Genomic DNA, 13,073 nt, shown 5'->3' with positions numbered 1-13,073 from the left:
CAATGGACGTAAATTTTTATTATTTTTTTCAGTTGTACAATTGTACGGAAATAATTTTTTTTTCGTTACTAAAAATAGATATGTTTCACTTTAGAAGATATCTTTTGCAGTAAAGTATATATTTAATTAACATCTTTCATTATCTTAAGGTTATTGAGAGATTAAATAAACTATGAGAATTACCTTCTTTAGAAGCGGACTATGTCTATTGTTTCTCACTTTTATACTCTTATTGAACCCAGTTTTTGGGCAAAAAAAGAAAAAGAGAAAAAAAGGAGAAAAGGAAAAAACTGAACAGAAAGAAAGTGGATTAAAAATTTCAGAATTTGAACCAACAGCAATTAATAAAGTGGTCAAATTACCTGGTTTGAAATTCCCTAATATTAACCGTATACCCTATTATAGAAATGATAAGGCTTTGGCTCAGATTGTCCGTTTAGAAGGAAATAAACAATGGGAACCTTATCGAGAAGCTTTATACACCTATGTAACTTCTTTTGGCATACAAAATTTTTTAAAGAAAGAGGACATGGATTTGATTTGGAGACTTGCCAATGTTTCCGAACACCAAGGGGATAGAGCTCTAGCTAAAGAAACTTACCGATTATTATTAAGGCATTATAGAGGAGATTTCTCTAAAGCCCTCAAACATTACGAAGAGCTAGTCCTTTTTGAAAAACCACTTTATGCAAATCTTGAAGATTATTATCGATTAGTTGATAAAAGAGCATTAATTGATACGCTTGTTCCTCCTGAAGATGTATTAGTGGATATGGGTGATGAAGTGAACTCTCGTTTCTCAGATTATGGAATGACGCTTGGAGGAGAAGATCAAAATCGATTATTATTTACTAGTAATAGAAGTGGTAGAGATACTTCTGCTTTTAACCAACAATTTAACCCTAAGCATGCTAACGAAGATATTTATATATCTGAAAAAACGGACTTTGACATGTGGGGGCCTGCAGAATCTTTTGAAGCAATCAATACAAAATATAATGAAGGATCACCTTATCTGACGAAAGATGGTAAAACATTATATTTTATAAGATGTATGACACCTGATGGCTTTGGAGATTGTGATATCTATATGTCTAAAAAACAAGAAGATGATACTTGGGGTGAACCTATTAATTTAGGACCAAAAATAAACTCTTATGCATGGGACTCACACCCTTCTTTATCAATGACAGAAGATACTCTATTTTTTGCTTCTGATAGAAAAGGTGGTTTTGGTAATAGTGATATCTATTATAGTGTAAAACAAAAAGATGGAATTTGGGGAAAACCTAAAAATATTGGTCCTTTTATTAATTCTAGAGGAAACGAATTAAGTCCTCATCCCCATGTGAAGTATCCAGTTCTTTATTTCAGTTCTTCTTTAGGAGTGGTCAACTTTGGAGGTTTTGATATCTATAAATCTTTTATTGTAAAAGGGCAGTTCACAGAACCAAAAAACGTTGGACCTCTTGTAAATGGTCCAGGAGATGAATATTATTTTGCGATAGACGCAGAAGCAAAACAATTGTACTATGCGAAGTCAAATGTAAAAGGAGATCCTAACCTTGACTTACAATCATTTCCATTGCCAATGGAAGCGAAACCTAACAATACCGTTCGCTTTTCAGGTAGGGTAGTAGAGCCAACCACTGGAGAGGTTTTTAAAGGAGTCGTAACGATTATAGACTTATCTGATAGAGTAGAAGTCTCTCCTAAAGAGATTAGAGAAGATGGATCATTCGACTTTGAATTGGTCAATGAAAAGAAATATTTATTGGTGATTGAAGGTGATAACTTTTTCCAGATTGAGGAAATATTCTTTGTGGAAGGTGATAAGCATGTGCAAATACCAGCTGTGGCGGTGAATAGTTCTTTATCTTTTGCATCTATTGATTTTGATCCAGGTTCATCAAAATTAAAACCAGAGATGGAAAATAACCTTCATTTAGTGGTTGAATTTTTGGTAAAACACCCTAATTACCGTTTGCTTGTTACAGGTCACACCGATTCAGACGGTAATTCAAAAGCAAATCATAAACTTTCGAAAGAAAGAGCTCAGTCCATTAAAAAGTTCATTATTAATTATGGTGAATTGGAAGAGGACAGAGTGATAGCAGATGGGAAAGGAGATGATGATCCAATCATTTTAAACCCTAAAAATGAAGAAGAAAAAAGGCTTAACCGTAGAGTAGAATTTAAAATATTCCTTGATGAATACCGTATCTCAGTTCCTGTGGATGATGAGGATGAAAGTATTGATTGGGGTGACGATAAATAAGATTTTTTACATTAAGAGTGTATTTTTTATTATAACATTTTCGATTTCATCACTCTTATTTTTTTGGAAAGTAATGTAATAACTTTCATATTTGATATTACATATACTAATATTCATATAATAAACACTTTATAATCATAATTGATTAACTGTCATGGAAAATGTAAAAACTATCTCTTCTCAAGAGGCTATTGCTTTAGAGAAGAAATATGGGGCTAACAACTATGCTCCTCTACCAGTTGTTTTAGAACGTGGTGAAGGCGTTTTTGTTTGGGATGTAGAAGGGAAGAAATATTATGATTTCCTTTCAGCGTATAGTGCAGTAAATCAAGGTCATGTGCACCCAAGAATTTTGGATGTGATGATCAAACAAGCATCAAAATTAACGCTTACTTCAAGAGCTTTCTATTCTGACCAATTAGGTGTAGCTGAGAAAATGCTATGTGATACTTTTGGTTTTGAAAGAGCGATTCTAATGAATACAGGTGCAGAAGGAAATGAAACAGCCATCAAATTAGCTCGTAAATGGGGTTATGAAAAGAAAGGTATTCCTTCAAATGAAGCCATCATCGTAGGTGTAGAAAAGAACTTTCACGGTAGAACAACTACTATTATTTCAGCATCAACTGACCCTGTAGCTACAACGAACTTTGGTCCATACATGCCAGGTTTTGAAATTGTACCTTACAATGATATCAAAGCATTGAAAGAAGTACTTCAAAATCCTAATGTAGCAGGATTATGGTTGGAACCAATTCAAGGTGAAGCAGGAGTATATTTACCGGAAGATGGTTATTTAAAGAAAGCCCAAGAATTATGTAATAAGCATAATGTTCTCTTCATGGTGGATGAAGTACAAACTGGTGTTGGAAGAACGGGTAAGCTATTAGCTTCTGATTATGATGGGATTAAGCCTGATATGGTTATTCTAGGGAAAGCAATTTCTGGTGGTTTCTATCCAGTTTCCGCTGTGTTGTCTTCATCAGAAGTAATGGATGTTTTTAATCCAGGCGAACACGGTTCTACTTATGGTGGTAACCCATTGGCTTGTGCCGTTATGATGGAAGCATTGAATGTTTTAAAAGATGAAAATCTTACAGAAAATGCTTTTAATCTTGGAGTGAAGTTTAGAGCGAAAATGGAAGAGTTGTGTGAAAAAACAGATCTTCTGTTAGGTGTTAGAGGTAAAGGTCTATTGAATGCTTTACTTGTAAATGACACAGAAGAAAGCTCAACAGCGACAAAAATATGTTACGCTTTAATGGACAAAGGCTTGTTGGCGAAACCAACACATGGTAATATTATTCGATTCGCTCCTCCTTTGGTAATATCAGAGGAACAGCTTATGGACTGTATTGCAATCATTGAAGAAGTTGTCATGAATTTTGAGAAATAAGAAAACTTAAATATAAATATTGAAACATGAGTCATCCCTAATTTGTATTACTATACGAATAAAAGGATGACTCATTTTTATATATGAGTCAAAAAATAGTTATTGTATGTACCAAATAACCTTAACTATTAAATCAGATGACTCACTCTACCCTTAATTTACTAAATAAAGTTGTTACAACACAAGGCACCCCAATTAGTTATTTACTATCTCAAAGTCAACATTTCCTCTCCACACTTCTTGAAGAGTTAAACACTACTCTTGACGCGCGTCTAGTCAAAACTTTTGAAGAGCTTTTTATTAGTATCTTAGAAAATAAGAATAGTACAAAATCACTTTTACTTACAGATCTTGGTACTCTTCTTTCAGGAAGTACTCATAGCAAAGCAGGTGTAAAAAGAATTAGTAATCTTTTACACAGTGAAAACTGGGATTCCACCCAGATAAAATCTTTTCTCAAATCTAAGAACCTTGAACGGATTAAAAACATGCGAGAAAAGAATGTAAGACCTTTGCTTATTTGGGGCGGATCAGTTTTGGAGAAGCACGAGTCTATGCGTTTAGAAGGGCTTTCTCCTGTTATCAGTAGTAAAGCTAAAAGACTAACTAGAATTAAACCTGGTTATTATAATTCACCAGTGAAAGGATTCGTGAATGTACCCGGTTTTAAGATCGAAGCTGCTGTACTTACTGGACTATCAGAAGTCGCATCTCTTTATGAATTCAATCTCTATTCTCGTAAAGGACTCTTTAAAGAATGGTGGTCAAATTTTATGTGGTATGGCTTTGAAAATATGGATAACCATTCCAATAATGATATTTTACATGTATATGACAGGGGGTACGCAAATACCACACTTTTAGAATTTGCAGATCGTTTTGATCAACAGTTTCTTGTAAGATGGGTATCTAATAAACATTTAAAGGATGAAAAAGGAAGCCGGTTAACCCATCATATCTCAAGGGGAATGAAGAACAAAAGTTTTAAAGTAACTTATGATAAAGAGCGAAGAAGGAATGCTAGAAAACTGATTACATGGAAAAAAGTCCAGCATCCTGAAATGAATAATAAGCAATATACATTAATTGTTGTAAGGGAATATAAACGAGCAGGCTCACCAATTTATTTACTCACTAACCTTGATATTCAAACAAAAAAACAAGCATGGGAAATGCTCTTTTCATATATGAAAAGATGGGAGGTTGAACAGATATTTAGATGTTGTAAAGCAGAAATTGGTATTCAATCAATCCGTATACAAGGTTGGGAATCAAGATTGAAATTAATCAGTATAGCCCTACTTATTTATGAATTCTTAATGGAAATAATACAAAAAAGGAGGCAATATGTTGAACGGTTAATCAACATCTATGCCCCCTTGTTTGGTAGAAAAAGAAGTAAAGCTCCTTTTTACAGACTTCGTAAAGCCTTATCTGTCATATTAAATTAATGGAAATCCTATTGTGAAATTAATTCAAGGTTTAATCCAATATTTAAGGGATGACTCATGTTTATCTATTTATAACACTTCGTTTCCTTCTTCATCCACAGGGTATGGGATAAATACAAAGTTGACAAAGTCATCATCAATTACAAAAAGGCAGCAGAATTCATCTGCGTTTTTGTAATTCTTTTTGAACTCCTCATATTTATCTGCAAGAATAAGTTCTTTTTGAAGAAATTCTTCAGCAAAAGAAACACCGTAATTCCACTCTAAGAATTCCTTTTCTTGAGGTCCAACAATATGTTGACCAACTGTAGCTTTTGTTTTGCTTACAGGGAAAATAGGATATTGAGAGAAATTTCTTTTTCTAACTTGATAAGAAGCTTCTTGTAGTACGGAATATACTTTGATAAAATCCTTAGTGATTGTACCTAAGTATTTACCTTGACTATTTAATTCTGGCGTATTTTGCATATCAATGAATAATTTTCACAAAGTTCATAAGATAATTGCGTAATCCAAAATCTTATTAACCTTCATTCTAACTTGAAGCTTAGAAATAAGAAAACCATTCCCTCTCATAGAGAAGAAATGGTTTCAAGAAAATTTGTTTGTCAGTTAATTATAGTGCCTTTTTGCTCAATGAAATTGTTTGAATACGACCATGATTGCCAAACTTATCAAAAGCAGCAATTTGTACAGGTCCTTCCAATCTGATTGGAGCAACTAATTCTTTTGAATTTTTATCTAATGAATCCTTCACTGAAGCATATCTAATGATTAAGCCAGGATAAGCAACATTAGCAGATAACTGATCGCCTTGAAGATCAACACCTACTGGAGGAATTCTATAATTACGACCCCAAGAAGCCAAACGGTTCATTTCTCTTTGCCCGATTGCATTCGCAAAAACATTCCATTTTTGATCTAGTCGTTTTGTAATATCTTCTTCTTTGTCACCTCTTTTTACGATAGATTGAGACCAACCCCTTTCTGCTAATGCTAATAATTTAGGGTACAATAAATATTCTTCATCTTGTTGGCTTTTTAGTGTTTCAGCCCAAAGTGCACCTTGAATACCTTTGATGTGACGTAAGCCTTTAGAAGTTAATCTTTCTTTATCTTTTAAATCTTCAACTGTGATTACGCCTCCTAATCTTAACTTGTGGCTAATTGCAAAGAAATTTGTTGGTAAATAGTTGAAGATATTTCTAGTGTCATTATAATCTCCCCAATAAAAACCTGGCTCATTTACTTCTTTAGTATACGCCATATCAAAATATAGGCTTGATACACTTGTTAGGATTACATCATAACCTTCATTCGCTCTTTTGTAACCAAAGTCTTCTGTACCATTACCCCATGAATTGTCCCATGCATTTAACGTTAAATTATCTGATGACATTCCTTCTGCATGATGTAAAATATCATCCCATAATTGAAGTTTGATATTCTGCTCTTTTGCAATACCAGCCAACGTCAAGGCATAATACCCTTTTAAAGCTTCAATATTAGGAATATTATTCTTTACCATAAACTCTTTACACATTGGTGATTTTTCCCAAACTCCATGTGCTACTTCATCACCACCTAAGTGCATTGTCTCTAATGGAGTTCCTGCTTGAGCATATATGCTTTTGAACTCACCAATTAGGTCACTAATAAAAGTGTAGGAAGATTCTTGGCAAGGACAGATAGTATTGTCATCAAATCCTTGAACCGATGAATATTCAGATTGATCGCTTGGATCATGAAGTCTATATTTTTCTGCTTCCGCTTTTTGCTCTACACCTTTAAGATTACTCGCTCTAAATTTCATTGCATTAATTGCAATTCGAGCATGACCAGGTAGATCTACTTCAGGAATAATAGTAATATTTCGTGCTGCAGCATATTGTAATAACTCAATATAATCTTCTGTTGTGTAATATCCATTGGATACATTTTCAGTACCTTCCGCACCAGACCCGTAGGATGGGATATTACTAAATTCAGAAGTAGGATGTTTACGAATACTACCGATCTCAGTCAACTCAGGAAATTTCTTTAATTCAATTCTCCAACCTTCATCATCTGTTAAATGGAAGTGTAATCTATTCATTTTATAGAATGACATCACATCTAAAAGATCTTTAATCGATTCTTTTGTTTGGAAATTTCTAGCAACATCAAGCATGAAACCTCTGTATTCAAAACGAGGAGAGTCAATAATTTTTGCTGTTTTAATTTCATTTGACTCACCTTTAATTGGTAATAAACCTCTTAGTGTTTGAATACCGTATACAAGTCCTTTTTCACGACCTGAGATTTCAATATTATCATTATTGATCGCTAAAGAATAAGATTCTTCTGATGCTTTAACCTTTTTATTTTTTAAAATAATAGCTTTTTCTGAAGCATTTTCGACAATATTAAGCGTTTGCCCAGTTGCTTCCTTAATATAATTTTGTAGTAATGTTGCTTGAGGAGCTAAAGCATTTGGAGCTTCAATTTGTTTGATTGTAGAAAGATCCAAAGTACCTTTTCCTTCTTTTACTGAAACAGGAGTAGGGATGATTTTGTCAGCAGTTGATAATTCAACTTTTGATAATAATCCATTCTTTGTGTAGCGAATTTCTTTTGTTTCAACTACATAATCATCAGTTTCAGACATCTTAGCCATTGAAGGATCAAGATCACTGTATGAATATGCAGGAGTATAAAAGTATTCTTTGTCCTTGTTGTTAAATACAAAATAGAAACCTTGCGCTCTATCCGTATATTTTATTACTGGGCTATTTGTATAAAGTGGAACAACTATACTATCACCTTTTGCTAATCCTTTAAAAGTATCTTTAGGCGTAATTTTAAAGAAGTCTCCATTAATATGTTCGATATTAACATCTTTACCTGCTAAATCTACATTTAATTGTGTACAAGGTTTGTTGTTGAAATACAATTCCCAATGTTTATTTGACAATTGTGTATTTCCAATATTCTTAATGGTAAGTTCTGCGAATGATTCATGTTTATCGTTTACATCATTGGCTCTTTGTTTCCAATGAATTGCAAGCTCTTTTGAACTTTGCTCTTTTGTTCCAACACAAGAAGTCAAAGCCATGAATATAAAAAATAATGCGTAGTAGTAAAATTTCTTCATCATACGATATATGTATTGTATTTGACCTAAAGTCAATATTCTCGTTTTCTGTTTAAGCTAAAGTATTATATAATAAGTGTAGAAAGAAAACTTTTAGCTAAGAGGCATGTTTTTTAAGTTAAACAACATAAAAATGTAGTTAAATGAACAGAACATTAAAACACGTCGTTGGACGATCTTTTTATTACGCTTTTTCTTATGATATTCTTTCTTAATACCTGATTAAAGGAATATTTGCCCCTATCATAATACTGTAATGACTATAGAAAAACGTTTGATTTGCACTGTCTAAAGTTGACGTAGTCGATCTAATATCAGGCATATTGACATATCCTACTTTGATTTGTCCTTCCAAAAAGAAATAATCATAAAAGGTGATATTTAGCCCAAGATTGATATCAAATCCATAACCTGCTAGATGAAATTCATCATGACGTTCTCCTCCTAATAATCTTGAATTTGTTCTTGGTAAATGTATACCTGCAGAAAATCCTTCGGTCAGACCAAAGCTAATATTTGCTAGACCCACTTCCTCTAAATTAAACAGTTCATCAAACCGATTAATTCCCAAGTACAAATAATTTAGCCCGTCGGTATGTTCAAAAGTCAAAAAATCAGTAGTCAGTTGGATAGGAGTATTATTATATTGACCATCATATTCAGTGTCCATATCGATCTCACCAGAAATGTTTACAAATTGATTCTGATTCATTACGTATTTCATATGATCGACTCCTACAGAGACATTCCAATGCTCATTTAAAAAATAACTAATTTTTAGATTGTATTGTGGAGTGGTAAGATGAACAAAGTAGGTATTGAAATTAAAATCAGAAGGACGATTTGATGCCTTTACATTGTGAAGTGTAAAATTATGTCCTTGACCTTTAAATTGAATATCTGAACCAGAATAATCTGTCCAATTCCATCCCCAAGCAATGGATATTGAACCTTTTCTTTTAGTTTTTGGAGAATTTTGACAAAAGGAGGGGAGTGTAAATAAAAAAAATACAATACTGCTTATAATGATAGTGAAATGAGTAGTCATATAGGGTAATTGGGTGAATAGATCTACTATTAATTTACTCATTTATATGTTACATAACAATGTGTAACAGTTGTTTGTTGTTGCAAATATTAATGAAATTAAGGAGAATATTATTTTAGTAACATATTTGTTAGATAGATAAAATACCTAATTGGATATATTAAAAAAATAATGAGGTAGCAATAAATGCTAAAGAGTATGAAATCATTTAAAACAGGTTTCATACTTTCCTCTTCTTCGAAGAAAGTGATATTACTTTCAGAAATTACATGTTGTTCATATTCAATGATATGTTCATGAACTTGATTATTATTATTTGGACTTGTCGAAAGGTAACCAGTGAGAAAAGGTATAGTACCGATGGCGATAAGGAAAAGTGTAAGTAGTATGAATTTCACTTCTCTTAGAATGATTTTCTTGACCATTTCACATCCATTTAGACTGTAAGATTCATTTTATTAGTTAGTTTATTAAACGTTTGTTCAAACAGAATAGTTGATGTTTTTGGCTTCTTCTTAAGACTTCTTTTGGGAATTATAGTTTTTTTTAATGCTTCCAAATAAGAAAGCCAATAACAATGTACATTGCTATTGGCTTACAATTTATAAAATATAAGTTAGCTTATTTAAGCTTCATATCTTCGATAATTTTAGCAACTCTTTCTTCAAGAACTACATCAGCAGCATCAAATTCATCAGCTGAAGCGATTGAAGTATTTACACTAAAATAGAATTTAATTTTAGGTTCAGTACCTGAAGGTCTTGCCGAAATCTTTGTACCATCTTCTAAGAAGAATTGTAACACATTAGATTTAGGAAGATCGATTTTAGACTCTTCTTTTGTTACCAAATTTGTCGCAATAGAAGATTGGTAATCTCTCATTTCAAGAACTGTAGAACCGTTGATTGTTGCAGGAGGGTTTGCACGAAGATCTTTCATCATATTTGCAATTTCCTCAGCACCACTCATTCCTTTTTTCGTGATAGAGATTAATTTCTCTTTGAAGTAACCATGTTCAACATAAATATCAATCAATTGATCGAACATAGATTTTCCTTCATTCTTATAGTAAGCGGCCATCTCACAGATCATTGAAGAAGCTGCAATGGCATCTTTATCTCTTACAGCATCACCAATCAGGTAACCATAAGATTCTTCACCACCTACAATAAAGTTTTCTTTACCTTCTTTTTCAAGAATCACTTCTGCAATGTATTTGAAACCAGTCAATACATTGTAACAAGGCATTCCATTTGCTTTTGCAAAACGATCAATTAGGTCCGTTGTTACAATTGTCTTACAAACGAAATCGTTGTCTTGTGCTTTACCTGATTTTTTACGAGCAGAAATTACATAATTAAATAATAAAGCAGCGGTCTGATTACCATTTAATAAAGTCCATTCACCTTTATGGTTTTTAATGGCAATACCAACACGGTCAGCATCAGGGTCAGTACCTAAAAGGATATCAGCATCAATTTCTTTTGCTTTGGTTAAAGCCATAGATAATGCTTCAGATTCCTCAGGGTTTGGATAAACTACAGTTGGGAAGTTACCATCAACTACTGCTTGTTCCTCAATTATATGTACATTTTCAAATCCTAGTCTCTCTAAAATACGAGGCACCATTGTAATACCTGTACCATGAATAGAAGTGAAAACAATTTTTAAATCTTTTTGTGCTTTAATTGCTTCAGGAGAAATACATAAACCTTCTAACATTTTTAAGTAAGGTTCATCTACTTCTTTGTTGATTTTGACAACTTTTCCTTCACCACCTTCCCAATTCACGTCTTCAATAGAAGCGATTTTTCGTACTTCGGCAACAATATTTCCATCATGTGGAGGAACAACTTGTCCACCGTCAGCCCAATATGCTTTAAAGCCATTGTATTCTTTAGGGTTATGAGATGCAGTCAAAACAATACCTGTATGACAACCTAATTCTCTAATTGCAAAAGATAATTCTGGAGTAGCTCTTAATTCATCAAATAAATAAACTGTAAAACCATTGGCAGCTAATACGTTTGCAGCAACTTCAGCAAAGAAAGCACTGTTATTTCTACAGTCATAAGCAATTGCCGCCTTTGGAGCTTCTTTAACTTGTTCTTTTACATAATTAGCTAAACCTTGAGTAGCCATACCAACAGTGTATTTATTCATTCTGTTAGTACCTACACCCATAATTCCACGAAGTCCACCAGTCCCAAAATCTAAAGATTTATAGAAACTTTCTTTTAGCTCCTGTTCATCTTCAGCTTGTAATCTTTTAATTTCTGTTTTTGTTGCTTCGTCAAAAGGTCCTTCTAACCAAGCTTGAACGTTTTGGTTTATTATTTGATCCATTATAAATTTATATAAGATATGATTGGAATATAATTGCAAATTAACATAAAACAATTACATCTTTAAGGTGATTTAAATCAATTAATTTTATTATCTGACCATAATCGATAAAATTTATTATTTTTTTTATTTCAACCGTTTGAAATAACATTAACAGCCCACAAACGTTTATATATTAAGATGTTTACCTACTATCAAATACTAGAAATAAACGAAAATGCTAATGCTGATGAAATTAAAAAAGCCTATAAAAAGATGGCTAAAAAATATCATCCAGATGTTAGTGTCCAAGAAAACGCAGAGGAGTATTTCAAATTAATTATTACAGCTTATCAAAACTTATCGGATGAAAATCAAAGAGTTTTATATGATACTTGGTTGCAAAAGGAAAGAAATGTAGAAGAAAAAACCATTAGAAAAGAACAAAAGAAAAAACGGAGAAAACCACTTCCAAAGGATTATCAGCCTGCATATTCAACGAATTCTCACAAAAAAGAGGATGAAGAAGTGATCAAATGGGGCGGAGTAGCTGTTATGGGTTTTTTTGTCGTTGTATTACTCTTTATTTTTACAAATAACTATTTAAAAGAGAAAGAATATGAGGAGCGTATTGCTCATGAATTTTCTTTATTACAAGGGGCTATTGTAGCAGCAGATGATGGAGATTTTGTAAAAGCTTTTATTGTATTAGACAGTATTAAGTTTGATATGCAATACTTTTCTTCTGTCCATCGAAATCTTTACGATAGTCTACATCAAGAACTCACAATCACTTCTTTAGAATATTTTCAAAATAAAAATTATAACAAAATACATCACCTGTTGACCGATTTAAGAGATAGTACAAATGATGTACTTACAGAAGAAATGCTTTGGCATTTGGCTCTTTCTCAATTCAATATCAGAGAATACGATCACAGTGCTGTGACTTTTAGAACTTTATTGAAAAAGAATAAATGGGATTATAATGCTTATATGGCTTATTCAGAAATTTATTCTTCTGGATTAAATCAACCTGAAAAAGCAATAGATATTCTAACAGAAGGGGCAATGATGACGGTTGAAGAATACACAACCAATTACGGAGCTGCCTATGCAGTTATTTTAAATGGAGACGATATTCCACAATCACATTTTAATATTTACTTCTTACGTGCGAGACTTTTAATGCAATTAGAAAGGTACAATGAAGTCATTCGAGATTTGAATTGGGCTTTACGTTTGCAACCAAGAAATAAAAATGCTCATTTTATTTTGGGGAATACATATGCAAAAGTAGGTAAAGAACAGAAAGCATGTGAAGCTTGGTCAGAAGCTGTTCGATTGGGACATCTTTCGGCTTCTACGATGTTAGATAAGCATTGTATGTGATATTTATATTCATTTCTTTAAAATGTCTTTTTCTTAAAGGAAAGACATTT

At 32.6% G+C, this 13,073-nt stretch carries 9 protein-coding genes; 4 read left to right on the top strand and 5 right to left on the bottom strand.

Translation table 11 applies throughout. The annotated features are described in order from the left end of the window. Window positions 1-172: 172 nt before the first annotated feature. The 3 genes from ACXAHM_RS04265 to ACXAHM_RS04255 all read left to right on the top strand — a co-directional run bounded on the left by ACXAHM_RS04265 (window position 173) and on the right by ACXAHM_RS04255 (window position 5,125). A complete protein-coding gene (locus ACXAHM_RS04265; RefSeq protein ID WP_474959165.1) occupies window positions 173-2,278 on the top strand; it encodes an OmpA family protein in 2,106 nt (701 codons plus the stop codon). Between the two features lie 154 nt (window positions 2,279-2,432). Continuing rightward, window positions 2,433-3,674, top strand: coding sequence for an ornithine--oxo-acid transaminase (rocD, locus tag ACXAHM_RS04260; RefSeq protein WP_474959164.1), 1,242 nt, complete (start codon window positions 2,433-2,435; stop codon window positions 3,672-3,674). Between the two features lie 137 nt (window positions 3,675-3,811). After that, on the top strand, window positions 3,812-5,125 hold the full coding sequence (locus ACXAHM_RS04255) for a transposase (RefSeq protein ID WP_474959163.1): 1,314 nt from the start codon (window positions 3,812-3,814) through the stop codon (window positions 5,123-5,125). A 69-nt stretch (window positions 5,126-5,194) separates the two neighbouring features. On the opposite strand, the gene ACXAHM_RS04250 is transcribed toward ACXAHM_RS04255, so the two are convergent. The 5 genes from ACXAHM_RS04250 to ACXAHM_RS04230 all read right to left on the bottom strand — a co-directional run bounded on the left by ACXAHM_RS04250 (window position 5,195) and on the right by ACXAHM_RS04230 (window position 11,652). Next, window positions 5,195-5,593: a hypothetical protein gene (locus ACXAHM_RS04250; RefSeq protein ID WP_474959162.1), complete on the bottom strand. Its 399-nt coding sequence runs from the start codon at window positions 5,591-5,593 to the stop codon at window positions 5,195-5,197. Between the two features lie 148 nt (window positions 5,594-5,741). Continuing rightward, window positions 5,742-8,261 (bottom strand): family 20 glycosylhydrolase, encoded by a 2,520-nt coding sequence (locus tag ACXAHM_RS04245; protein ID WP_474959161.1) that lies wholly within the window; start codon window positions 8,259-8,261, stop codon window positions 5,742-5,744. A gap of 208 nt (window positions 8,262-8,469) precedes the next feature. After that, window positions 8,470-9,348: a hypothetical protein gene (locus ACXAHM_RS04240; protein ID WP_474959160.1), complete on the bottom strand. Its 879-nt coding sequence runs from the start codon at window positions 9,346-9,348 to the stop codon at window positions 8,470-8,472. A gap of 68 nt (window positions 9,349-9,416) precedes the next feature. Beyond that, window positions 9,417-9,731 (bottom strand): hypothetical protein, encoded by a 315-nt coding sequence (locus tag ACXAHM_RS04235; protein ID WP_474959159.1) that lies wholly within the window; start codon window positions 9,729-9,731, stop codon window positions 9,417-9,419. A 196-nt stretch (window positions 9,732-9,927) separates the two neighbouring features. Further along, on the bottom strand, window positions 9,928-11,652 hold the full coding sequence (locus ACXAHM_RS04230; protein ID WP_474959158.1) for a phospho-sugar mutase: 1,725 nt from the start codon (window positions 11,650-11,652) through the stop codon (window positions 9,928-9,930). 180 nt (window positions 11,653-11,832) lie between these two features. On the opposite strand from ACXAHM_RS04230, the gene ACXAHM_RS04225 reads away from it, so the two are divergent. Continuing rightward, a complete protein-coding gene (locus tag ACXAHM_RS04225; RefSeq protein WP_474959157.1) occupies window positions 11,833-13,023 on the top strand; it encodes a tetratricopeptide repeat protein in 1,191 nt (396 codons plus the stop codon). Window positions 13,024-13,073: the final 50 nt, after the last annotated feature.

This window comes from Flammeovirga sp. AWQ4_249 (assembly GCF_056161045.1).
The sequence above is the reverse complement of the archived record's forward strand: the minus strand, read 5'-3'. Positions and strand labels throughout refer to the sequence as shown.

Bases quoted from the DNA above. Each gene is read 5' to 3' on its own strand.
- ACXAHM_RS04230 (WP_474959158.1), bottom strand. From the start codon at position 11,652: ATGGATCAAATAATAAACCAAAACGTTCAAGCTTGGTTAGAAGGACCT.
- rocD (WP_474959164.1), top strand. From the start codon at position 2,433: ATGGAAAATGTAAAAACTATCTCTTCTCAAGAGGCTATTGCTTTAGAG.
- ACXAHM_RS04250 (WP_474959162.1), bottom strand. From the start codon at position 5,593: ATGCAAAATACGCCAGAATTAAATAGTCAAGGTAAATACTTAGGTACA.
- ACXAHM_RS04245 (WP_474959161.1), bottom strand. From the start codon at position 8,261: ATGATGAAGAAATTTTACTACTACGCATTATTTTTTATATTCATGGCT.
- ACXAHM_RS04225 (WP_474959157.1), top strand. From the start codon at position 11,833: ATGTTTACCTACTATCAAATACTAGAAATAAACGAAAATGCTAATGCT.
- ACXAHM_RS04255 (WP_474959163.1), top strand. From the start codon at position 3,812: ATGACTCACTCTACCCTTAATTTACTAAATAAAGTTGTTACAACACAA.
- ACXAHM_RS04265 (WP_474959165.1), top strand. From the start codon at position 173: ATGAGAATTACCTTCTTTAGAAGCGGACTATGTCTATTGTTTCTCACT.
- ACXAHM_RS04240 (WP_474959160.1), bottom strand. From the start codon at position 9,348: ATGAGTAAATTAATAGTAGATCTATTCACCCAATTACCCTATATGACT.
- ACXAHM_RS04235 (WP_474959159.1), bottom strand. From the start codon at position 9,731: ATGGTCAAGAAAATCATTCTAAGAGAAGTGAAATTCATACTACTTACA.